Annotated in this window: 25 protein-coding genes; 17 read left to right on the top strand and 8 right to left on the bottom strand. The window is 58.9% G+C overall.

The window, feature by feature from the left end:
* Nucleotides 1–41 precede the first annotated feature (41 nt).
* From RBB76_RS17905 to RBB76_RS17895, 3 genes are all read left to right on the top strand, one after another.
* On the top strand, nucleotides 42–485 hold the full coding sequence (locus RBB76_RS17905) for a VOC family protein (RefSeq protein ID WP_429629055.1): 444 nt from the start codon (nucleotides 42–44) through the stop codon (nucleotides 483–485).
* 411 nt (nucleotides 486–896) lie between these two features.
* Nucleotides 897–1,040, top strand: a complete 144-nt coding sequence (locus RBB76_RS17900) for a DUF3309 family protein (protein WP_183975324.1) — start codon at nucleotides 897–899, stop codon at nucleotides 1,038–1,040.
* Between the two features lie 115 nt (nucleotides 1,041–1,155).
* A complete protein-coding gene (locus RBB76_RS17895) occupies nucleotides 1,156–1,542 on the top strand; it encodes a Fur family transcriptional regulator (protein ID WP_429629054.1) in 387 nt (128 codons plus the stop codon).
* Between the two features lie 23 nt (nucleotides 1,543–1,565).
* Here the strand turns inward: RBB76_RS17895 and RBB76_RS17890 are convergent, their stop codons facing one another.
* Both RBB76_RS17890 and RBB76_RS17885 read right to left on the bottom strand, forming a co-directional pair.
* Nucleotides 1,566–3,056, bottom strand: coding sequence for a helicase HerA-like C-terminal domain-containing protein (locus tag RBB76_RS17890; RefSeq protein WP_429629053.1), 1,491 nt, complete (start codon nucleotides 3,054–3,056; stop codon nucleotides 1,566–1,568).
* Between the two features lie 160 nt (nucleotides 3,057–3,216).
* On the bottom strand, nucleotides 3,217–3,795 hold the full coding sequence (locus tag RBB76_RS17885) for a GNAT family N-acetyltransferase (protein ID WP_429629052.1): 579 nt from the start codon (nucleotides 3,793–3,795) through the stop codon (nucleotides 3,217–3,219).
* Nucleotides 3,796–3,914: 119 nt separating this feature from the next.
* On the opposite strand from RBB76_RS17885, the gene RBB76_RS17880 reads away from it, so the two are divergent.
* The 3 genes from RBB76_RS17880 to RBB76_RS17870 all read left to right on the top strand — a co-directional run bounded on the left by RBB76_RS17880 (nucleotide 3,915) and on the right by RBB76_RS17870 (nucleotide 6,618).
* Complete coding sequence (locus tag RBB76_RS17880; RefSeq protein WP_433963451.1) at nucleotides 3,915–4,871, top strand: dienelactone hydrolase family protein; 957 nt, start codon at nucleotides 3,915–3,917, stop codon at nucleotides 4,869–4,871.
* 2 nt (nucleotides 4,872–4,873) lie between these two features.
* Nucleotides 4,874–5,563 carry a peroxiredoxin-like family protein gene (locus RBB76_RS17875; protein WP_429629050.1) on the top strand — a complete coding sequence of 230 codons (690 nt, stop codon included), beginning with the start codon at nucleotides 4,874–4,876 and terminating at the stop codon, nucleotides 5,561–5,563.
* Between the two features lie 191 nt (nucleotides 5,564–5,754).
* Nucleotides 5,755–6,618 carry an IclR family transcriptional regulator domain-containing protein gene (locus RBB76_RS17870; RefSeq protein ID WP_429629049.1) on the top strand — a complete coding sequence of 288 codons (864 nt, stop codon included), beginning with the start codon at nucleotides 5,755–5,757 and terminating at the stop codon, nucleotides 6,616–6,618.
* Nucleotides 6,619–6,644: 26 nt separating this feature from the next.
* On the opposite strand, the gene RBB76_RS17865 is transcribed toward RBB76_RS17870, so the two are convergent.
* A complete protein-coding gene (locus tag RBB76_RS17865) occupies nucleotides 6,645–7,205 on the bottom strand; it encodes a DUF1697 domain-containing protein (RefSeq protein WP_429629048.1) in 561 nt (186 codons plus the stop codon).
* 12 nt (nucleotides 7,206–7,217) lie between these two features.
* Nucleotides 7,218–8,129, bottom strand: coding sequence for a type I phosphomannose isomerase catalytic subunit (locus tag RBB76_RS17860; RefSeq protein WP_429629047.1), 912 nt, complete (start codon nucleotides 8,127–8,129; stop codon nucleotides 7,218–7,220).
* A 129-nt stretch (nucleotides 8,130–8,258) separates the two neighbouring features.
* On the opposite strand from RBB76_RS17860, the gene RBB76_RS17855 reads away from it, so the two are divergent.
* The 4 genes from RBB76_RS17855 to RBB76_RS17840 all read left to right on the top strand — a co-directional run bounded on the left by RBB76_RS17855 (nucleotide 8,259) and on the right by RBB76_RS17840 (nucleotide 11,109).
* Nucleotides 8,259–9,248: an acyl-CoA desaturase gene (locus tag RBB76_RS17855; protein WP_429629046.1), complete on the top strand. Its 990-nt coding sequence runs from the start codon at nucleotides 8,259–8,261 to the stop codon at nucleotides 9,246–9,248.
* Nucleotides 9,249–9,407: 159 nt separating this feature from the next.
* The gene (locus tag RBB76_RS17850) at nucleotides 9,408–9,908 is read left to right on the top strand and encodes a DUF3011 domain-containing protein (protein ID WP_429629045.1); all 501 of its coding nucleotides are present in this window, start codon (nucleotides 9,408–9,410) and stop codon (nucleotides 9,906–9,908) included.
* Between the two features lie 60 nt (nucleotides 9,909–9,968).
* A complete protein-coding gene (locus RBB76_RS17845) occupies nucleotides 9,969–10,745 on the top strand; it encodes a HipA family kinase (RefSeq protein WP_429629044.1) in 777 nt (258 codons plus the stop codon).
* Nucleotides 10,723–11,109, top strand: coding sequence for a DUF3037 domain-containing protein (locus tag RBB76_RS17840; RefSeq protein WP_429629043.1), 387 nt, complete (start codon nucleotides 10,723–10,725; stop codon nucleotides 11,107–11,109). The genes RBB76_RS17845 and RBB76_RS17840 overlap by 23 nt, the downstream gene beginning before the upstream one ends.
* A 22-nt stretch (nucleotides 11,110–11,131) precedes the next feature.
* Here the strand turns inward: RBB76_RS17840 and RBB76_RS17835 are convergent, their stop codons facing one another.
* Nucleotides 11,132–11,851, bottom strand: a complete 720-nt coding sequence (locus RBB76_RS17835; protein ID WP_429629042.1) for a class I SAM-dependent methyltransferase — start codon at nucleotides 11,849–11,851, stop codon at nucleotides 11,132–11,134.
* 126 nt (nucleotides 11,852–11,977) lie between these two features.
* On the opposite strand from RBB76_RS17835, the gene RBB76_RS17830 reads away from it, so the two are divergent.
* From RBB76_RS17830 to RBB76_RS17815, 4 genes are all read left to right on the top strand, one after another.
* Nucleotides 11,978–12,904, top strand: a complete 927-nt coding sequence (locus RBB76_RS17830; protein ID WP_429629041.1) for a sensor histidine kinase — start codon at nucleotides 11,978–11,980, stop codon at nucleotides 12,902–12,904.
* 85 nt (nucleotides 12,905–12,989) lie between these two features.
* Nucleotides 12,990–13,676 (top strand): MarC family protein, encoded by a 687-nt coding sequence (locus tag RBB76_RS17825; protein WP_429629040.1) that lies wholly within the window; start codon nucleotides 12,990–12,992, stop codon nucleotides 13,674–13,676.
* Nucleotides 13,677–13,721: 45 nt separating this feature from the next.
* On the top strand, nucleotides 13,722–14,465 hold the full coding sequence (locus RBB76_RS17820) for a response regulator transcription factor (protein ID WP_429629039.1): 744 nt from the start codon (nucleotides 13,722–13,724) through the stop codon (nucleotides 14,463–14,465).
* A 99-nt stretch (nucleotides 14,466–14,564) separates the two neighbouring features.
* Nucleotides 14,565–15,095, top strand: a complete 531-nt coding sequence (locus RBB76_RS17815; protein WP_429629038.1) for a GNAT family N-acetyltransferase — start codon at nucleotides 14,565–14,567, stop codon at nucleotides 15,093–15,095.
* A 22-nt stretch (nucleotides 15,096–15,117) separates the two neighbouring features.
* Here RBB76_RS17815 and RBB76_RS17810 read toward each other — a convergent pair whose 3' ends face one another.
* The gene (locus RBB76_RS17810) at nucleotides 15,118–15,600 is read right to left on the bottom strand and encodes a response regulator (RefSeq protein WP_429629037.1); all 483 of its coding nucleotides are present in this window, start codon (nucleotides 15,598–15,600) and stop codon (nucleotides 15,118–15,120) included.
* 203 nt (nucleotides 15,601–15,803) lie between these two features.
* Between RBB76_RS17810 and lptF the strand changes: the two genes are divergently transcribed.
* Both lptF and RBB76_RS17800 read left to right on the top strand, forming a co-directional pair.
* Nucleotides 15,804–18,191 carry an LPS export ABC transporter permease LptF gene (lptF, locus tag RBB76_RS17805; RefSeq protein ID WP_429629036.1) on the top strand — a complete coding sequence of 796 codons (2,388 nt, stop codon included), beginning with the start codon at nucleotides 15,804–15,806 and terminating at the stop codon, nucleotides 18,189–18,191.
* 254 nt (nucleotides 18,192–18,445) lie between these two features.
* Complete coding sequence (locus tag RBB76_RS17800; protein WP_429629035.1) at nucleotides 18,446–18,985, top strand: hypothetical protein; 540 nt, start codon at nucleotides 18,446–18,448, stop codon at nucleotides 18,983–18,985.
* Between the two features lie 65 nt (nucleotides 18,986–19,050).
* Here the strand turns inward: RBB76_RS17800 and RBB76_RS17795 are convergent, their stop codons facing one another.
* Both RBB76_RS17795 and RBB76_RS17790 read right to left on the bottom strand, forming a co-directional pair.
* Nucleotides 19,051–19,548: an SRPBCC family protein gene (locus RBB76_RS17795; RefSeq protein ID WP_429629034.1), complete on the bottom strand. Its 498-nt coding sequence runs from the start codon at nucleotides 19,546–19,548 to the stop codon at nucleotides 19,051–19,053.
* Nucleotides 19,514–19,864 carry an ArsR/SmtB family transcription factor gene (locus RBB76_RS17790; RefSeq protein ID WP_429629033.1) on the bottom strand — a complete coding sequence of 117 codons (351 nt, stop codon included), beginning with the start codon at nucleotides 19,862–19,864 and terminating at the stop codon, nucleotides 19,514–19,516. The genes RBB76_RS17795 and RBB76_RS17790 overlap by 35 nt, the downstream gene beginning before the upstream one ends.
* A 156-nt stretch (nucleotides 19,865–20,020) precedes the next feature.
* Between RBB76_RS17790 and RBB76_RS17785 the strand changes: the two genes are divergently transcribed.
* Complete coding sequence (locus RBB76_RS17785) at nucleotides 20,021–20,737, top strand: FKBP-type peptidyl-prolyl cis-trans isomerase (RefSeq protein ID WP_429629032.1); 717 nt, start codon at nucleotides 20,021–20,023, stop codon at nucleotides 20,735–20,737.
* Nucleotides 20,738–20,749 lie beyond the last annotated feature (12 nt).

Below are 20,749 nucleotides of genomic sequence, written 5' to 3'. Positions count from 1 at the left end.
CTCCGCGTCAAACACACAAGCCACCGAAAGAGGAGCCTCCCATGACGGATCCCTCCGCCAACACCCCAAAGACCACCCTCGTCCCCTTCCTATCCGTCCGCAACGCAGCCAAAGCCGTCGACTTCTACAAATCCGCCTTCGGAGCCGACGAGATCCGCCGTCACGAAGACCCCGCCGGTGGAGTGATGTCCAACCTCACCGTCAACGGCTACGGATTCTGGGTGGCCGACGAAGAGCCCCAATACCAGAAGTTCAGCCCCGAGACCCTCAACGGAGGCACCGTCCACATGGTCCTCACCACCGAAGACCCCGACGCCGCTTTAAACCGCGCCGTAGCCGCCGGCGCCACCGTCGTCTGCCCCATCAGAACCGAGCAAGCCTGGCGCATTGGCCGCGTCCTCGACCCCTTCGGCCATCACTGGGAGATCGGCAAGCCCCTGAAAGAAAGCACCGAACCCTCACACCAGCAAGCGCCAGCGAAATAATCTCAAAAACAACCCAAAAATCGCATGTCAAGCCCCAACCACGCGAAAACCCGCTCCAGACGCTCATTTTCGCGTGGCGTATTCACCCCTGTCGGCCAGCTATCCTATTATTAACAGCACCCGAACCCGCCGCAAGATCAGTTTGATGAGACAGAAAACCCCGTAAATGACTCAAAAGAAGTATTTTGCAAACAAACCTTTTAGTTTGAATATTTTACAGACGCACACCACCCGCAAGCCATTGAAAATAAAAGAGTTCCTCCCAAAATACCCCCCACCGAGGAGGGGGAGGGGTCAGTCGTACGATCCCATCCCCGACCCGCACCAGCACGCGCAGATTCTTCTTGCGTCTGTAACAAAATCTGCATCACACCTCCATCTGGCGAATTTTCGCCGAACGGAGAAAACTAGATGCTTATCCTCTTGCTCATTCTGATTTTGGTGTTCGGCTTTGGCGGTTATCGCATGGGACCTGGCCTCGGCTACTACGGCGGAGGCGGCATCAGCCTCATCCTGCTCATCGTCCTCATCCTGCTTCTGATGAAGGTTATCTAGCTGCTGCAGGCCCATTCCGCACCACCGAATGGGCCAACTCAGCCCTCCCCATAAAACCATCTAGTTGAGAGTATCTTCGCAACACGCTAGGATAAGACGCTACCCAAGCGTGCTCATGCCAACCACGGTCCAGACCCGGAACACCCGCCAGAAAGACGCCATCCGCGCAGCCTTCCTTGAGGCCGATCGCCCCCTCTCACCCGACGAAGCCCTCGCCCTCGCCCAGAAAGAGGTCGATGCCCTCAGCATCGCCACCGTCTACCGCAACATCGGCAGCCTGGTCGACGACAACTGGCTCACCCCGGTCGACGTCCCCGGCCACTCCACCCGCTACGAAGTAGCCGGCAAGGCCCACCACCACCACTTCCAGTGCAACATCTGCGGCACCGTTCACGAACTCGAAGGCTGCGAGATGCAATCCCGCCCCAAGCTCCCCCGCGGCTTCAAGTACTCCAGCCACGAGTTCTTCGTCTACGGCACCTGCTCCTCCTGCACCAAATAGCCCAGCGAACCCACCACCGCCGTCTACCGTTTCGACCCGCCCAGCAGCGAACCCAACACCCCACGGATCAGCTGCCGCCCCACCGTACTCCCCATCGTCCGCGCCGCACTCTTCACCGCCGCCTGCAGCACAGTATCCCCGCGCCGAGATCCCCCCGACCCCAACACCCCACCCAGCGCACTACCCGCAGCCTCCATCCATCCCGAGCCCGCTGCCGCAGGAGCACCCGCAGGCGCAGCCCCCACCTTCCCCTTCAGCCGCTCATAAGCCGACTCCCGGTCCACCACCGTCTCATACACCCCCGCCACCACCGAATTCTTTATAATCGCAGCCCTCTGTTCCGGCGTAATCGGTCCAATCTGACTATGCGGCGGGCACACCATCGCCCGCTCCACCATCCCGGGAATCCCCTTCTCATCCAAAAACGAAACCAGCGCCTCACCCACGCCCAACTCGGTAATTACCGCCTCTACATTCACCTTCGGATTCGCCCTGAATGTCTGCGCCGCTGCCTTCACCGCCTTCTGATCTCGAGGCGAAAACGCACGCAACGCATGCTGCACACGATTCCCCAACTGGCTCAGAACCGTATCCGGCACGTCGATCGGATTCTGCGTCACAAAGAACACCCCAACCCCCTTCGACCGAATCAGCCTCACCACCTGCTCAATGCGATTCTGCAAAACCGAAGGCAGATCATTGAACAACAGATGGGCCTCGTCGAAGAAAAACACCAGCTTCGGCTTTTCGAGATCGCCAACCTCCGGCAGCTTCTCAAACAACTCACTCATCAACCAAAGCAAAAACGTTGCATACAGTTGTGGCGACTGCAATAACTTATCGGCCGCCAAAATGTTCACGACCCCTTTGCCGCTCGAATCTACTTGCAACAGATCATCGATGTTCAACGCTGGCTCGCCGAAGAAAAGGTCTCCTCCCTGCTGCTCCAACGCCACCAACCCCCGTTGAATCGCACCGATACTTGCTGCCGAAATATTTCCATATTGCGTCTGGTATTCCTTCGCGGCTTCGCCCACGTGCTGCAGCATCGCTTGCATGTCTTTCATATCCAGCAACAGCAACCCACTGTCGTCGGCGATCTTGAAAACCAGAGTCAGCACCCCTGTCTGCGTGTCATTCAGGTTCAGAATCCGGCTCAAGAGCAGCGGCCCCATCTCGCTCACCGTCGCACGCACCGGATGCCCCTGCTTCCCAAACACATCCCAGAACACCACCGGCCATCCAGCAAAGCTCCATTCGCCCAGTCCCATCGCCGCAACCCGAGCGTCAAACTTCGGCGAACTCTTCCCAGCCTGGGAAATACCCGACAAATCCCCCTTCACGTCCGCGGCAAACACGGGCACGCCGATCGAACTCAGTGATTCCGCCATCACTTGCAGCGAGACGGTCTTACCTGTCCCAGTAGCTCCTGCTACGAGCCCATGCCGATTCGTCATCCCTGGCAGCAAGTAAAGCTCATCAACACCCTTCGCAATCATCGGCATTTCAACCATCGAGCAGGACCTCCATCTACCTGAAGACTACACACCCGCTCGCCAACGTCAACACTTTGTCACGCTCATCGCAGTCACTGCCTCACTCAGCAATACATTTGAAAGTCTCAAGCAAGTATGCCGTGCGATTGAAAAACGCTCCCTTGCTCTCAAGTGCGACTCAACGACAGGTCTCGCTGGCAACCTTCACCATACGAACCACCTCAATTGTCTCGCCGCCACTCACCGGCACCTTCTTGCGTTCGACTTCACGATATCCCTTCTGTTCATAGAGCGTGACACCCGTCAAGGTACTGCCCATCTCGAAGCGAGTGAACCCTTCTGCCTTCGCGGCTTCTTCAGCGGTGGCGAGAATCAGGCTTCCCAGACCCATCCGCGCAAAATCCGGATGCACAAAGATCGCTCGAATCTTCGCAGCGTCCTTCTGTGCGTCCAACCTCTCCGGCGCAATCTTCTCCATCTGATGATCCCCTCCATATAAAGTCTTCCGGAAGCTCCATCCGCCACATCCAGCCATCACTCCGCCCTCAGCGATCGCTACAAAGTAAGTGCCATCCGCAATCAACTGACTATCTACCGTGAACACCGTAGCCAAAGCTCCCTCTCTTTGCGCTAAGGAATAGTCCGCGACCTGCAGCCCCCGCACCGAGGCTTGTATCAGCTCACGGATCGCAGCAACATCGTCTCCGCCTGCAACCCGCATATGAAACTTGTCCATCCGCGAAGTATAAAAGCCCACCTATCGCCGTTGCGAAGTTGCATCGCTCCTGCGCCATTTATTGACCCTCACAATAATTCGGCAGCAAATCAAGAGCCGCATCTTGTCCCTCCCCTCCATCGCGTACTACACTCCTCCCCATGACTTTCACGATGCCTCGCGCCATCCGACTCTTCGCTGCAGCTCTTCTCCTTCCCCTCGCCACCGCTACGATCCACGCACAAGACTGGGCCAAAGCCCGTCTCGAAGCCTCCCCGCGCCATCATGAATACGTCCCTCTCAAGCACGGTGACCGCACCGTCCAGGCCTTCGTCGTATACCCCGAAGTCAAAACCAAAGCTCCCGTCGTCATCCTCATCCATGAGATCTTCGGCCTCAGCGACTGGGCCAAAGAGATGGCAGACGAATTAGCTGCGCAAGGCTTCATCGTCATCGCCCCTGACCTCCTCACTGGCTTCGGCCCCAACGGCGGCGGCTCTGAGGCCTTCCCCGATCAGGACGCCACCGTGAAAGCCGTCTCAGGCCTCGATGCCGCCGTCGTCAACGCCGACCTAGACGCAGCAGCGGACTACGGCAAGAAGCTCCCCGCAGCCAACGGCAAAATCGCCGTCACCGGCTTCTGCTGGGGAGGAGGGAAATCCTTCGCCTTCGCCGCACATCGCAAAGATCTCTCCGCCGCCTTTGTCTTCTACGGCCCCGGTCCATCAGACGTGACCACAATCACCGCACCCGTCTATGGCTTCTACGCCGGCAACGATGCACGCATCGGCGCCACCATCCCCGCAACCACAGCCGCGATGAAAGCCGCTGGCAAAAAGTATGAACCCATCACCTACGACGGTGCAGGTCACGGCTTCATGCGCGCCGGCGAAGATCCCGGCAACACCGTGCCCGGCAACAAAACCGCCCGCGAACAGGCCTTCGCCCGTCTCGTCACTCTCATCAAGGAGATGAAGGCCGCCCCCGTAGCCGCCAACGCCAGTCACAACAAAACCGTAGCGCAGCAGTCACAACCCGCCACTTCCTGCCACGCCAAAACGAACGTTGCTGAAAGCCCGACCACCACCAAAAACCTCGAGACAGCTGCAATAATGTAGTTGTGACCGCTGCTCTCAACATCTCGCTTCAGGACCAACTGGACCGCATCACGCAAAATACACGCGCCCTCGTTCAGCCCGAGCGCCTCGCCATCTCCGAAAGAGCAACCGAGGATCTCTTCAACACCGGCATTGAGGACCGAACACTGAAAGCCGGGGCGCAAGCTCCGGCTTTCACTCTCGAAGATGCTCTCACTCACAAACCTGTCCGTTCCTCCGACCTACTGGCCCTCGGCCCACTCGTTATCAACTTCTTCCGTGGCCGTTGGGATCCTTACTGCGTCACCGAACTCGAAGCCTGGCGCGATCTGCACACCGACCTCCGCAAGCGCGGCGCCATCTTCGTCGCCATATCCCCTCAAACCACTCGCCAAAACGCTTTCACTCTCGAGCAGCACGGCCTGCAATATCCTCTGCTCGCCGACCCCGGCGCTACCATCGCAGACCAATTTGGCATAGCCCACACCATTCCTCAAGAGCTCCGCAGCTACTATCAGTCCATTCTTATCAACATCCCCTTCAACAACTCCGGCCTCAGCTATCACAACGCCACCGAGGCCAGTTGGCGCCTTCCGCTCCCCGCCGTCTTCGTAATCGACCAAACCAACACCATCCTCTTTGCAGAAGCCCACGCTGACTTTCGGGTTCGCCCCGAACCAGCCGATGTGCTAGCCGTTCTCGACCAGCGTTAGACCCTCCTGTCGGAGAACCCCACAAAAGGTCCGTCGCTCTGCCCCCCATGCTTGCGATAAATGGAGAAATGCCGCTTCAATATCGAAGCCCGATTCTCGCAGCATCTTGCGATATCGAATCCGTGCGTTTATCGTAGTAATAGTCCGTCTATCGAACATTGCGTTTGATAACGTCACGGAAAGGGACCCGCATGAGCCTCACCCCCCGCCAAACCCTCGCATCGCCCGACTCCTCCCTCCCGCCCGCTCCTCCGGCAACACCCAAACCCACACCCGCTTCATCCCTTGATATCTTCACAGGCGACCCCAACTTCATGACCTCGCTCGCCCGCGGTCTCATTGTCATCCAGGCGTTCACTCAGCAGTCTCCGCAGATGACCATCTCGCAGCTCAGCGTGAAAACCGGTCTCTCTCGCGCCGCAGTGCGCCGTTGCCTCTACACCCTCACCAAGCTTGGCTTTGCCGGCGCAGAAGACGGTTCACGCTACTCTCTCCGTCCGCGCATGCTCACCCTCTCCCACACCTACACCGCATCGAACACCCTCTCCGCCGCTGCCCAGCCCATCCTCGAGCGCATGTCCGCCGCCCTCCGCGAGTCCTTCTCTGTCGCCACTCTCGACGGCGAAGACATCGTCTACATCGCTCGCACCCAGGTCAACCGTGTCATGGCCGTCGACCTGCACATCGGCAGTCGTCTTCCCGCCTACTGCACCAGCATGGGCCGCGTGCTCCTCGCCTACCTCCCCACCGAGCAGCTCGAGCAGTACCTCGCCAAAGCCGCACTCACCCCGCACACCACCCGCACCATCACCTCAGTCGAAAAGCTTCGCCTCGCCCTGCGCAACGTCCGTCGCAACGGATATGCGCTCGTCGATCAGGAGTATGAAGTCGGCCTACGCTCCCTCGCCGTCCCCGTCTATGCCGCCTCGGGCCGCGTCGTCGCCACCCTCAATCTCAGCGGCAACGCCCCGCGCCTCTCCGTCCTCGAGATGCAGAGCCGTTTCCTCAACCATCTTCGTAACGCCGCCAACGAGTTAAGCGTCTTCCTCAACTAGCTCTCGACTCGACCAGCGCAACCGAATCAGGACGACATCTCCGCAAGCTTCAAAACCGTGCGCCAGTTCCTCATCGTGCTCACGGTCTTCAGCTTCGAATCGAAATAAGCGTTCGTCAGCTTCGTCTTTGCCGCCCCAGTCACCAGCTTTGCGTAAATATCTCTTCCCACCACCACGTACTCATCCGGCGCCGACCGCGCAGGATCCAGCCCGGCAACTAAATCCGCACTTGGCCGATCTGCCAAAAATAAAACATGCAGCATCTCTTCCCCAGCCCCAGCCTTCAAAAATGGATTTCCGCGGACCACTGCATCCAGCTCTGAGGCAGTCCGCAACACCACCGGCACCTTCAACCCGAACCGATCCTCCACCTGCTTGGCAATCACGCGATCGAGTTGCTTCACCACCTTGTCCTCCGCGCAGAAGACAATATTCCCACTCTGGATATACGTCACCACTTCGCCGCATCCTGCCGCCGAAAAGAGTCCCACCAACTCTTTCATCGGCAGCATATTCTTCCCTCCAACATTGATGCCGCGCAGTAGAGCAACGTATTTTGCAGGAGTCTTTGCGCTTCGGCTGGTCATAACATCACCCTTCTAAACCGGAGCCACACATCGTGCGAACGACACTCCGGAATTCGTCTCCACAACAACATTGTCGTCTCCCATCGGAACGACCACAGCCTTCCCGGGAATCAACTCCAACTCACCATCGGGCGTCCTTACCACTCCTCTGCCGGTCAGCCCAACCAGGCATCCAACTCCATCGAGCGACACAGTCTCTTCCTTCGTCGCGCCAAGCTCAAACCGATCCACAACAAAATATCTCTGCTCGATCAGCCGCGTAAACCCATCCATCTTTCGCGGCGCAACCTTCCCCGCCTGTGTCTTAGGCTTGATCACCTGCAGCCCCTTCTCCAGATGCAGCTCCCGCGGTCTCCCGTAGTCATACAGACGATAGGTCACATCGCTCGTCTGTTGCGTCTCCAGCAACACCACACCCGGCCCAATGGCATGCACCGTTCCCGCATCCACAAAGAGCATGTCTCCTACCGACACAGGCACATGCTCGAGCAGCGTCTCCATCGTCCCGCTTTCTACCGAAGCCGCAACTTCCTTCGCCCCGACGCCCGGCTTCAATCCCAACGCGACCGTTGCCCCCGATTCCGCCTCCAGCACATACCAGCACTCGGTCTTTCCCCGAGTCTCTCCCATCGCCTTCGCCTGCGCATCATCCGGATGCACCTGCACAGAAAGCTTATCCGCCGGGAACAAGATCTTCACGAGAAGCGGAAATTCGCCACCCATCTTTTCCCCAACCGAAGCCAGCGTTTGCCCTTTAAAAGGTCCCGTCTCCACCAAACACTGCGGCCCCGTCAGCCAAGCCTCGCCTACCAACTCGTTCGTCCCGGTCTCGTCATACCAGGGCTTCAGATCGCTCTTACCCCAAACTCTTTCGCTAAACCACGGCTTTAAGCTAAACGGTGCAACTTTAGTCCCAATTGTCATACTTCAAGCCTATCAACTCCCACCTTTGGGTGGCATTACAAAAGTCTTACACCACGTCTCCCGTTACCCCTGATAGCGTCAGTATCAGCAGCTGAGAAATACCCGAAACACAAGGACAGCGACCAAATTATGACTCCCATCACCACCATCGAAGAAGCCCCGGTAAAAGCGCCCAAACTCGCCGCCGCCGTTCCAGCCGTCGCCGAAGTCACCCAGAAGGTCAAACAGGACCTCCGCATGGGCCGCGAACACCAGCAGGGCCGCATCAACTGGATCACCACCATCGCCATGGGGCTCTTCCACGTCGGAGCGATTGCTTCCCTCTTCTTCTTCTCATGGAAAAATCTGGCCGTCTTCTTCGTCATGTACTTCTTCGCGATCAACATCGGCATCGGCGTGGCTTATCACCGCCTCCTCACCCATCGCGGCTACAGGGTTCCCAAGTGGGTCGAGTACTTCGTCACCATGTGCGGCTGCCTCGCGCTTGAGGGCGGTCCAATCTTCTGGGTAGCCACCCACCGCGTTCATCATCAGAACTCCGACCACGAAGGCGACCCCCACACTCCGCACGACGGCACCTGGTGGGCTCACGCCGGCTGGATTCTCTCCGGCCGAGCCCTGCACTCTGAAACTGCCCTCCTCGGCCGCTACGCTCCCGATCTCACCAAGGACCCCGTCCACGTCTGGTTCAGCAAGTATCACTACGTCCCTCTGGTAGTCACCGGCCTGCTCCAGGTCGCCCTCGGCGCAGCCCTCGCGCCCGCAGGTCACCACTTCGCAGGCGCCCTCGGCATGGTTCTCTGGGGAACATTCCTCCGCGTCACCATCGGCCTTCACGCCACCTGGCTCGTCAACTCCGCCACTCACCTCTGGGGCAAGCGTCGCTTCGAAACCAAGGACGACTCCCGCAACAACTGGTGGGTGGCCATGCTCACCGGCGGCGAAGGCTGGCACAACAACCACCACGCCCATCCTGTCAGCGCACGTCACGGCCTCGCCTGGTACGAGTTCGACATTAACTACTACTGCATCTGGGTTCTCAGTAAACTCGGCCTCGCCGAAAAGATTCAGATCGCCAAATTTGATCCCCAAAATCCCAAACCAGCCGGCGTGATCTAACCGACCGATCAACAAAAATTGAAAGGCCGTCATCCTCACAGGTGACGGCCTTTCAATTTAACGCATCCAACCTCGACAAGCATTCAAGGCCGGGATATCCTCATCCCGAAACGCAATCGCTTCAAGGGCCCTGACAATCCAAATGTCGAAAGAGGCAAGATGACGCGCACAATGAATCTTCTCGTCGTAGCTGCAACTCTCATCGTAGCCGCTTGTATCGCCCCCAAACAGGCATCCGCACAGCCTGGCTATGGTCCTCCGCCGCGCATCACCTGCTCCTCCAATGACGGCAACAGAAACTGGTGCGACATCGGCCCCAGCCGCGACGTCCGCCTCGTGCGCCAGATCAGCGGTTCTGCTTGCGTCAAGGGCAGCACCTGGGGCACCGACCGCCGCGGACTCTGGGTCGACCGTGGATGCCGCGCTGAGTTTGTCGTCGCCGCTGGCGGCCCACCCCCGCCGCAGTATGGAGCGCCGCGCATCGTTACCTGCTCCTCCAATGACGGCAACAGAAGGTGGTGCGATATCGGCCCTAGCCGTGACGTCCGACTCGCCCGACAGATCAGCGGTTCCCCCTGCATCCAGGGCAGCACCTGGGGCACCGACCGTCGCGGCCTTTGGGTTGACCGCGGATGCCGCGCCGACTTTAAAGTCCGCTAAACCATCCTCCGAGGGAGCCGCTTTCACTCAGAGCGGCTCCCCCGGCTACACTAAGCAGCAATGCTTCGCACCATCCGCGCCACTCAGTACGTCACCGCTCTTCGCGAAGGCGGCTCTCTTCCCGCAATTGTCGAGGCTGACGACCTCGGCCTCTACGTCATTAAATTTCGCGGTGCCGGCCAGGGCCCACTCGCTCTCGTCGCCGAGCTCGTCGCTGGCGAAATCGGTCGCACCCTCGGCCTCAATATTCCTGAACTAGTCTTCGCCCAGGTCGACCCAGCCCTCGGACGCAACGAACCCGACCAGGAGATCCGCGACCTCCTTCGCGCCAGCGTCGGACTCAACCTCGCTCTCGACTATCTCCCCGGCTCCTCGATGTTCGATCCCGCAGCCGGCAACAAAGCCGACTCGCACACCGCCTCCCTCGCCGTCTGGTTCGACGCCTTCGTCCTGAACGTAGACCGTACCGCTCGCAACGCCAACCTCTTGAACTGGCACACTAAGCTCTATTTCATCGACCACGGCGCAGCGCTCTACTTTCACCACAACTGGCCCGATGCCGACCGCCTCGCCGACTCCCCCTTCGCCGACGTCCGCCACCACATCCTCCTGCCATGGGCCGCAGGCCTTGAGCAATCCGCCGCTCACGCAATCAGCCGTCTCAATCCCGAGGTCATCGGCGAAATCCTCGCGCAAGTCCCCGACGAGTGGCTCCAATCAAGCCATCCCACCCCCACAGAAGCTCGCGCTGCCTACCTCAATCTCCTCACCCGTCGTCTCGCCGCATCCCCCATCTTCACCCAGGAGGCTATCCGTGCTCGCGCCCATCTCATTTGACTACGCAGTCATTCGCGTCGTCCCTCGCGTCGAGCGCGAAGAGTTCATCAACGCAGGCGTCGTCGTGTTCTGCCTGCAGCAGCGCTTCCTCGAAGCCCGCATTCACCTCGACGATCAACGACTCCTCGCACTCTGGCCGGAGATCGATCTCGATCTGGTTCGCAACCACGTCGAAGCCTTCCCTCGCATCTGTGCCGCAGACCCGACAGCGGGTCCCATCTCGCAGCTCAGTCAACGCGAGCGCTTCCACTGGCTCGTCTCTCCCCGCAGCACCATCATCCAGGTCTCCCCCGTCCACACAGGCCTATGCGACGCTCCCGAAAACCTGATGGACAATCTAGCGCGCCGTTATCTGAACCTCTAGAACCGGCAAATACACTCAAACATCACGAGGCACGGTGCAACCTGTACGCCCGACTCTCATCCTTCGGGTCTGCCACCAGCTCCGCCACCCGATCCTCCTCTGACATCGCAATCGCCTCACACCACACCATCTCAAATCCGTCTTCAAAGACCGCCGCCTGCTCCGGCTTTTGATAGACCACTTCGAGATCGCATGGGCTCTCGGCAAATCGACTCCTCAGCCTCTCAACCAGCTTCCGCATCACCTGCCCTTGAAACGGGTTGTATAGATACACCAGGCAAGGCCCCGCCGGCCACTCCAGTTGCAACGCATCACCACATACAATCCGTATCGGCGACAGCGCCTTACCAGCCTTCGTCCAAACCTCTACATTTTCCTGTGCGAGTTCAGCCAGTCCCGTATTCAACTCCACCCCGACGACCTCGCGAAATCGCATCTCCGACGCAAGCAGCACCGCGCGTCCCTTCCCACATCCGAAGTCGATAAACGTGTAATCCCCGACATCATGCGCAGGCCGTGATTCAAGCCATTTCTTCATCGCTCCTCGAAAGCGTGAAGGTGGGACCGCCGCGTATCCCGCAATGAATCTGTCGTTGGCATGCCCGACCGCCAGATCATGCCCGGGAATCACTCCATCGGTCATCGTTCCGTGATGTACATCAAACGGATGAGCCCCCCGCACCTCAGGCCGCCTCAGCTTGCGCCCCATGCTCTTGGCCGCCGATGTCACCGTTCCTGCCACTCCACGATTTTCCAACGACCACCGAACCTTGTCCAAGACTCGCACTGCCACCTCGCCTAAAACATCGCTCTCCACAAACCAGGCCGCACCCAGCCCAGAGACTCACCAGTTATATTCTCATGTAGCATGAACATCACCCGACGCCGCGGAGCCATCGCCACCTTCATCACCCTGGGCGTCCTCACCGTCGGCCTCGCCGTCACCCTCAACATCACCTGGATCGTCCTCAACAAGCGCACCCTTGCCATCGCCGTCCTTGGTGTCATCCTCTTCTCCGCGCTCATCGCTTTGGTCGTACTCAACACCGTCTTCCTCATCCGCGAAATCCGCCGCAACGAGCGACAGGACACCTTCCTCAACGCCGTAACTCACGAGCTCAAAACTCCCATCGCGAGCATCCGCCTCTATCTCGAAACCCTCCAGCGCCGCCCCATCGAAGAGACCCAGCGCCAGGAGTTCTACAAGATCATGCTCTCCGACTCCGATCGTCTTCTGGCCACCGTCGAGCAGGTCTTGAAGGCCGGCCAACTAGGCCAGCGCCACCGCCAGCAAAACCGCACCATCATCAACATGCACTCGCTCGTCGCCGACTGCATCGCCATCACCCTCCAGCGCCACCATCTCTCCTCAGAAAGCATCGTCCTCGAGCCTGTTCCAGGCGCGATCCGCCTCTACACCCAGGGCATCGCCGAAGACCTCCGCACCGCCGTCATCAACGTCCTCGACAACGCCGTGAAGTACTCCCCTGACGGCGTCGAAATCCGCTGCTCTCTCGCCATCACCAACTACACATGGGTCGCGCTCAAGGTCACCGACACAGGAGTCGGCCTCCCTGCCAACCAGTTCAAACGCATCTTCAACCGCTTCTACCGCGTCCCCGGTCGAGCCATGGCCAAGATCAAAGGCACGGGCCTCGGTCTTTTCCTCGTCCGAAACATCGCCCGCCAGCACGGTGGCGAAGCCATCGCAACGAGCCCCGGACCAGGCCTGGGAACCACCATCACCATCACGTTGCCCCTGGCCACCCCCAATTCTTCCGCTGGCAGCATTTAACTCAAGCGAGCGACACGACCTCCATCGATGGCTCGACGTACAATCCATAAAAGCTCGTAGTTATCCCAAAACTTCGTGATCTCCCATGCCTATAGTCTGGAAATACTTCGCCTTGGGATTCAGCGCGCTCCTGCCACTCATCAACCCTCTCGGTTCCGCGCTCATCTTCCTCGGTCTCGTCGGCGCTGCTCCCATCGACATCTACCGCGGCCTTGCCCGCCGCGTCGCCATCAATACCATCATCTTCTTAGCCGTTATCGAACTCATTGGTTCGTATCTGCTCGGCTTCTTCGGCATCTCTCTTCCCATTGTTCAGGTCTCTGGAGGCATCGTCATCGCAATGATCGCCTGGGACCTCCTGAATCAAAAGGACAGCAGCGCCCCCAACCCGGAAAAAACCCAGGCCGCTCTTCCCGCTGTTACCTCCGAAGAAATTTACAGCCTCCGCCAAAAAGCCTTCTACCCCTTTACCTTCCCGATCACTGCCGGTCCAGGTTGTATCGTGGTCATGCTCACCCTCAGTGTTCACAACCAACAGACGAGTATCGAGGATAAGGTTCTCGCCCATGTAGGCCTGTTTATTGCGGCAGTCTTCCTCGCTGGCCTCATCTATTTTTGCTACGCGTACGCGCCCAGAATCGCCCGCACCATCTCCCCCTCCACCGCCCACGGAATCCTTCGTGTCGTCGCCTTCATCCTTCTCTCCATCGGAGTTCAGATCGCATGGAACGGCCTCAGCAGCCTGATCGAAACGCTTCTACATAAATCGTGACCAGAAAAGTAACAAATAGATCCAAGTCAGCAAACCGGAAGACTCATGACCGAACCCAACGCCCCCCTCATCGTCCTCGTTGAAGACGAAGACCATCTCGCTCAGGGACTCCTCTTCAACCTCCAGGCCGAGGGCTACCGCACTCACCACGAATCCGACGGCGACTCCGCCCTCGCGTACCTCCTGACACCGCCAGAAAACATTGCAGCCATCGTTCTCGACGGCATGCTCCCCGGCGCAGACGGCTTCACCATCGTCCGAGCCCTGCGCGAAGCCCAACGCTACACGCCGATCCTTATGCTGACCGCCCGCGCGCGTCCCGAGGAGGTCCTCGAAGGCATCGAAGCCGGCGCCGACGACTACCTGGCTAAGCCCTTCGACCTGAACATCCTCCTCGTTCGCCTCAAATCCCTCCTCCGCCGCACCGCGTGGCAGAAAACCGCAACCCCAGAAACCCCACCGCCAGCCCTCGACGATCAGACCAACGAGTACGCCTTCAATCACCGCACCATTCGATTCGACACCCTCGAACTCATCGCACCCAACCGCACCACCCACCTCACCCTCATGGAGGCCGATCTCCTCCGTTACCTCACCCAACGCGAAGGCCAGATCGTCTCGCGCAAAGACATTCTCGAAGATGTCTGGCGCGTCCACGAGGACACAGACACCCGCGCCATCGATAACTTCATCGTTCGCCTCCGACGCTACATTGAAGACGATCCCGCCGATCCCCAACACCTCGTCACAGTCCGCGGCGTCGGCTACCGCTTCCTCGCGAACACTTAGGGCATCCGCAAACATCTAAACGCTAAGAGAGCCCAGACAATCGTCATAGAAAAAATCGATAGACTGCTTCCGAATCCTCCGTAAAACCAGTCAGGAAAAATGAGCCTTCTTCAAACAGAGAACCCTGTCGACGGTCTGCGACTAGCCACCATCGATGACACCGCCCTGCTGGTCCCGTTCATCAACCGCGCCTTTGCCCCCGACAACTACTTCAAGCGCACCGAACGTACCAATCCCTCGCAGGTCGCAGAGTATCTCCGAAAGGGCTTCTTCCTGCTGCTCGAAGACACAGTCGGGTTGCTCGGTCTGATCTACACCGAACTGCGCGAGGACAACCGTGGCTATATCGGAATGATCGCGATTGACCCGGACCGCCAGGGCGCCGGAATCGGAACGCGTCTACTGCAGATCGGCGAAGAGTTCTGCCGCGAACAAGGCTCCAGCGTCATCGAGATCTCCGTCGTTAATCTCAGACCAGATCTTGTCGCGTGGTATCAGCGGAAGGGATATCGGGTTGTCGGCGAAGCGCCGTACACCCGCCCCGAGATCCTCATCCTGCCCTGCCACTTCATTCTCATGGAAAAAACGCTAGCTCCGACACCGACCGGGGGCACAGGTAACCCCAACTAACGCCACCCGCACCGAAGGAAGCCTACCGCGCCTCCTTCCACCTCCGCGCCTCTACCGGCGCAAGAATCCGATGCACCGTGCTCAGCAGTTCCGGCAGCCGAAACGGCTTCGCCAGAAAGCTCCACCCCTCCTGCTCCAGCCGCAGCTTCTGAGCCGCATCCACCATCCCACCCGAAATCATCAGTACCGGTAGCTCACTCCGAATCTCCTTCAGCTCCTGCGCCAACTCCATGCCTGACCTTCCCGGCATGTACAAATCGGTCACCAGAAGATCGATCTCCGGCACACTCCGAAAGATCTGTGCGGCCCGCTCCGCATCGCCAGAGCTGAAAACTCCATATCCTTCATGTTCTAGAAATGTCCGCGTCAGCGCACGCATATCCGGATCGTCATCCACCAGCAAAATCCTGCTCGGCGAAAGCTCAGCGGCACGACGCTCAGAGGTAAAAATATCTAACGCCATCAGCGAATCATCGTATTCCTGAATCTCGGTTGTAACGTCCATCACGTGTCAAAACACTCATCTCGCACAGGCCGCTCCGGGACGTGCGACGTCCTCTCCTTCAGTACGTGCTCTCTAACATGGACTCTACAACCAGCCCCCGAGTTGCCTCGCCTCAAACTCCTCACTTAACTCCTTCCCTCTCAATCAGCAACTTTCCGCTCCCGCGATACACTTGAAACCAGGCAAGCCAAGCAACAAAACAAATGCGCATCATCACCCGCTACATCCTCCGCGAAGTCACCTCGCACGCCCTCCTCGGCGGAGCCCTCTTTACCTTCATCATCTTCATGCGCGATCTCGGACGCATCCTCGAGTTCGTCGTACGCGACTCCGCCACAGCGGGAGACGTCGCGCGCATCATCGCCTTCACTTTGCCGCCAGCTCTCACCGTCACCATTCCCATGGCGGTCCTGGTAGGCATCCTCCTCGGCCTCTCCCGCCTCGCCGCCGACAGCGAAATCACCGCCATGCGAGCCAGCGGCATGGGCGCCATCGACTTCGTCCGCATCGTCTCCATCGTCTCCGCGGTCGCGTTGGTACTTGGCCTATTCAACTCCCTCTACCTCGCACCCCGCGCCGCCAGCGGCCTCATCGCCCTGGGCGAGTCCCTCAAATCTTCCCAGGCTTCCTTCGAGGTCCAGCCCCGCGTCTTCTACGAAGAGTTCAAGGACCGCGTCCTCTACATCCAGGACGCCACCCCCGCCGCAGGCGCCGCCCTCTGGCACCACGTCTTTCTCGCCGACCTCACCGAACCAACCGATCCCCACATCATCACCGCAGACCAGGCCGTCGTCGTCAACGGCACGCCCAACACTCCAGACGCCCAGACCATCCGTCTCCACCTCATCAACGGCGGTCAGCACGACACCTCCTCCACCGATCCCAACCAATACAACATCTCCACCTTCACCAGCACCGACGTCCCCATTGAGACCGAAGCTCCCGAAGACGCTCACCTCGGCCGCATGAATACGCCCATCCAGGCGCTCTCCCTCGCCGAGCTCTGGCGCAACGCCAACGCCATCAAAGCCACCAGCGGCCGCGAATCCTCCATCTACCGCATCGAGTTCAACAAGCGCTTCTCCTATCCCTTCGCCTGCCTCGTCCTCATGCTCGTCGGCGTCCCTCTCGGCATCTCCTCCAAGCGAGGAGGAAAATCCACGGGCTTCGTCCTCACCATCCTCCTCGTCTTCATCTACTACTTCCTCTCATCAGTAGGAGTAGCCTTCGCCCAATCCGGCAAGCTCTCGCCCTTCCTCGGCGTCTGGGGAGCAAACCTCCTCTTCGCCGCTGCCGGAGCCCTCCTTCTCTATCAAATGTCTCGCGGAGGCATCGCCCTCAGCCTCGTCTCCACCATCGGCATCTGGCTCAGCAAACTCGTCACTCGCCTCACCAGCAACGGTCACGAGTCCGCCAACGTCAGATCAAGGCATGACATCGCCACTCTCCTCCGCCGCTTCCGCAGCATCTCACGCATCCAGTTCCCTCTCCTGCTCGACGACTACGTCATGCGCGAGTACGCCACCAACTTCGCCATCGTCCTCAGCTCCTTCTCCACTCTCTTCCTCATCTTCACCTTCTTCGAACTCATCGGCCCCATCTTCAAAAACCGCACACCACTCATCACCGTGGGCGAATACCTCGTCAGTCTCATCCCATACATCCTCTACAACGTCACGCCACTCTGCGCCCTGGTCGCGGTCCTCGTCACATTCGGCTCCCTCAGCCGCACGTCCGAGCTCACCGCGATGAAATCCAGCGGCATCAGCCTCTACCGCATCATCACGCCAGTTCTGATCGTCACGATCCTCATCTCAGCCGGCCTCTTCATCTTCGACGAGCTCTACCTCCCCGCCGCCAACCGCCGTCAGGAAGCTCTCCTCTCCATCATCAAAGACAAGCCCACCCAGACCTTCTCCCGCCCCGACCGCCAATGGATCTCAGGCCAGACCAACAACGCCGGCGAACCCTACCGCATCTTCTACTACCAATACTTCAACGCAGAAAAAGACACCTTCGCCAACCTCACTGTCTTCGAGTTCGACCCCGCGACCTTCACCCTACAACGCCGCATCTTCGCCGCCTCTGCCCAGTGGGACCCCCACGTCAACAACTGGGTCTTCGACAACGGCTGGCAGCGCACCTTCTCCGGCGAAACCATCGCCAGCTATCAGCCCTTCACCGTTGCCACCTTCCCCGAGATCCGCGAGCAGCCCACCTACTTCAAAAAGGAGTACATCCCCTCGCAGGAGATGAGCTACACCGAACTCTCCCGTTACATCACCGATCTCAAACAATCCGGCTTCGACACCAAACGCCTCAGCGTACAACTCAACAAAAAAATCGCATACCCACTCATCACCCTCGTCATGGCTGTCCTCGCCATTCCCTTCGCCTTATCGATGGGCAAAAAAGGCTCCCTAACCGGTATCGCCACTGCCATCGGCCTTGCGATTACCTATTGGGTCGTCGCCCTTATCTTCGAATCCCTCGGCAACGTAAACACCCTCCCCGCGCTCCTAGCCGCATGGACGCCCGACCTCCTCTTCGGCATAACCGGCGCCTACTTACTCCTCCGCACCCCCACATAGGTCCACTCTTGTTCTCTTGTTGTCATCCGCGAAGGGATCTGCGGTTGTCCCTGTCTCTGCTTTTGTCCTGCTCGCGATCCGCACAGACTCGTCATCTCCACCGAAGCCGTCCACAGTCTCATAGTGAGCATCTCAGTGGAGAGACCCCGCATTTGCGACCGCTTTAGCAGTTCGCACTATCCAGCCTGCTCTGCACCGCTGTAGAATCCTAGCGCGGTTCCGCTCCCAATCTTTGAGTCAGATAAGGAGACGAAATGCGCGCTACCACTGCAATTCTTCTTTTAGGAACCTGCTTTTTCGTGGGCATCGACTGCTACCCGCAGGAGTCGTGCTCTGCTTACTTCGCCAGCGTGAAGATGGAGGAGGTGGTGAAGCCTTTCAAGTCGGCGGCGGAACTCGCCCACCATGTTCTGCTCATAACTCCTTCAGAGAATTGGCGTCACCTTGTCTCCGGTGACGTTGAGTTCGTTCTGAAGTGTGGTTCGCAACAAGACGCAGCAGACTTATTCGCAGCCCTTCGGAATACATCCCTTCATTTAGTTGACGCCACAATTGCAGAAGCAGATCAACACTTTATTCGGGTCCGTTGGGATCAACCCTACAGATTCGACATGCCTCTCACTGCCTATAGATTCAACTTCGATATACCGCTAACCGCGGTACCTCATCCTGGCGAAAAAGTTATCATCGATGGGACATACTCCTCTTACAGCCAGGAGCCATTTCAGATCAACATGACGAACGCGTCAATTCATCCAGTTCCTCCCAAGCCGATCATCCATCCCAAGCAATAAACGTTTGGAACTGTGTCACGCAGCCGCAGCGGACCCACCCATCCGCCGCGCCACGCTCTTTTTCATCAAGCCTCGATCGCCGCGGCCAGCTTGCCGAACAAGCTCTCCCAGCCCATCGCATGACCATCTCGCGAACTCTCCGTAGCGAACTGTTCATGCCGCAACCGAATCTCCGTTCCACCCTCGACATCCCTCAGGAAAACTGTCACCATCGACGTCTCCGCCGGAGCCCAACTTCCGTTCCACGTAAACTGCAGCAGCTCGTTCGGAATGACCCTTAGATACTCCCCGCGAACCGCAACCTGACGCTTTCTGTCTTCCTCGGTCATTCCCTCCTTGGCACACATCATCCCCTGCGATAAAACTTCGTAAGTTCCCCCCTCACGCACATCGAGCGTAGCGCTCACAAAATTCATATCTCCCGGCGCGTGCCATTTCTGCAAGATCTCCGGCCGCGTCCACGCCTCGTACACTCGTGCCCGGCTCGCCCGAATCACTCGTGTCAACTCAAGTTTCAAAGCGCTTCCCTCATTCTTCTTCTGTTCCAGCTCCAGAGTTGCCATTCCGCACATCCTCTCCCGGCGTCTCCGCCGTCTCCAGGTAATTCTGAAGGGCATCCAACTGGCCCGTCCAGAAAGTTTCGTAGTAGGCAAGCCACTCCTGCGCTGCCCGCAAACTATCCGCATTCAACTGCACCATCCGAAAGTTGCCCTTCTTCTCCCGCCGAATCAGATCCGCCCGTTCCAGCACCTGCAGATGCTTCGACACTGCCGCCAGTGACATGTTGTAAGGCTCTGCAATCTGCCCCACCGTCCTGGCCTCCCGGCTCACGTCCCGCAGAATCGCGCGACGCGTAGCGTCCGAAAGGGCATGAAACACGGAATCCAAAGAAGCAACCGACAATTCAACCATGCGGTTGAATATAGCCCAAAACCAAAAACTATTCAACCAAATTATTAAATAGTTTTGGCGCTCAGACGAAAATCCCCTACTGTTCACCTCTGCCAAGCCCAAACGTCCTAAACTGGAACCACAATGATTGCAAAGTTCCCCTCGATCACCCTTCTGGCCGCTTTAGCCACGGTCGCCACAGCCCAAACCACGCCGAAAGCAACCACGACCACCCCGCACCACACCACTACCGCCGCAAAGACCGCAACCACGCCCCCAAACATCCCCAAAGTAGTCGGCATTCCCAAGCCTCTCTTCACCCTCAAGTACATCGACACCAAAATCGGCACCGGCGCTCCCGCCGCCGAGCGCAAGTACTACACCGTCCACTACACCGGCTGGCTCACCAACGGCACCAAATTCGACTCCTCCTTCGATCACCCCGGCGGCGAACCCATCAGCTTCCCCTACGGCGCGCGCCGCGTCATCATCGGCTGGGACACTGGATTCCAGGGCATGCACGTCGGCGGCAAACGCCGCCTCTTCGTCCCTTACCAGCTGGCCTACGGCGAAGCCGGACGCCCCCCCGTCATTCCGGCCAAGGCCGACCTCATCTTCGACGTCGAGCTAGTCGCCATGTCCGACACCCCGCCCCAGCCAAAGACACCTCCAGCTCCAGCCGTACAGCCGAAACCTGCGGACACGCCCTCGCAGCCCACAACGACTGCGCCATCCAAGCCAGCTACCGACACGCCACCCGCGCAACCCACAACTCCACCAGCTCAGCCAACCAGTCCTCCGGCTCAGCCCACCACCCCTCCGGCCTCATCCAACAACCCGCCGCACCCTGAGACCCTATAGCCTCATCTGATC

It is taken from the genome of Tunturiibacter psychrotolerans (assembly GCF_051013365.1).
Taxonomy (GTDB): Bacteria; Acidobacteriota; Terriglobia; order Terriglobales; family Acidobacteriaceae; genus Edaphobacter; species Edaphobacter psychrotolerans_A.
The sequence above is the reverse complement of the archived record's forward strand: the minus strand, read 5'-3'. Positions and strand labels throughout refer to the sequence as shown.

Bases quoted from the DNA above. Each gene is read 5' to 3' on its own strand.
- RBB76_RS17905 (WP_429629055.1), top strand. From the start codon at position 42: ATGACGGATCCCTCCGCCAACACCCCAAAGACCACCCTCGTCCCCTTC.
- RBB76_RS17900 (WP_183975324.1), top strand. From the start codon at position 897: ATGCTTATCCTCTTGCTCATTCTGATTTTGGTGTTCGGCTTTGGCGGT.
- RBB76_RS17895 (WP_429629054.1), top strand. From the start codon at position 1,156: ATGCCAACCACGGTCCAGACCCGGAACACCCGCCAGAAAGACGCCATC.
- RBB76_RS17890 (WP_429629053.1), bottom strand. From the start codon at position 3,056: ATGGTTGAAATGCCGATGATTGCGAAGGGTGTTGATGAGCTTTACTTG.
- RBB76_RS17880 (WP_433963451.1), top strand. From the start codon at position 3,915: ATGACTTTCACGATGCCTCGCGCCATCCGACTCTTCGCTGCAGCTCTT.
- RBB76_RS17870 (WP_429629049.1), top strand. From the start codon at position 5,755: ATGAGCCTCACCCCCCGCCAAACCCTCGCATCGCCCGACTCCTCCCTC.
- RBB76_RS17865 (WP_429629048.1), bottom strand. From the start codon at position 7,205: ATGACCAGCCGAAGCGCAAAGACTCCTGCAAAATACGTTGCTCTACTG.
- RBB76_RS17860 (WP_429629047.1), bottom strand. From the start codon at position 8,129: ATGACAATTGGGACTAAAGTTGCACCGTTTAGCTTAAAGCCGTGGTTT.
- RBB76_RS17855 (WP_429629046.1), top strand. From the start codon at position 8,259: ATGACTCCCATCACCACCATCGAAGAAGCCCCGGTAAAAGCGCCCAAA.
- RBB76_RS17850 (WP_429629045.1), top strand. From the start codon at position 9,408: ATGACGCGCACAATGAATCTTCTCGTCGTAGCTGCAACTCTCATCGTA.
- RBB76_RS17845 (WP_429629044.1), top strand. From the start codon at position 9,969: ATGCTTCGCACCATCCGCGCCACTCAGTACGTCACCGCTCTTCGCGAA.
- RBB76_RS17830 (WP_429629041.1), top strand. From the start codon at position 11,978: ATGAACATCACCCGACGCCGCGGAGCCATCGCCACCTTCATCACCCTG.
- RBB76_RS17825 (WP_429629040.1), top strand. From the start codon at position 12,990: ATGCCTATAGTCTGGAAATACTTCGCCTTGGGATTCAGCGCGCTCCTG.
- RBB76_RS17820 (WP_429629039.1), top strand. From the start codon at position 13,722: ATGACCGAACCCAACGCCCCCCTCATCGTCCTCGTTGAAGACGAAGAC.
- RBB76_RS17815 (WP_429629038.1), top strand. From the start codon at position 14,565: ATGAGCCTTCTTCAAACAGAGAACCCTGTCGACGGTCTGCGACTAGCC.
- RBB76_RS17810 (WP_429629037.1), bottom strand. From the start codon at position 15,600: ATGGACGTTACAACCGAGATTCAGGAATACGATGATTCGCTGATGGCG.
- lptF (WP_429629036.1), top strand. From the start codon at position 15,804: ATGCGCATCATCACCCGCTACATCCTCCGCGAAGTCACCTCGCACGCC.
- RBB76_RS17800 (WP_429629035.1), top strand. From the start codon at position 18,446: ATGCGCGCTACCACTGCAATTCTTCTTTTAGGAACCTGCTTTTTCGTG.
- RBB76_RS17795 (WP_429629034.1), bottom strand. From the start codon at position 19,548: ATGGCAACTCTGGAGCTGGAACAGAAGAAGAATGAGGGAAGCGCTTTG.
- RBB76_RS17785 (WP_429629032.1), top strand. From the start codon at position 20,021: ATGATTGCAAAGTTCCCCTCGATCACCCTTCTGGCCGCTTTAGCCACG.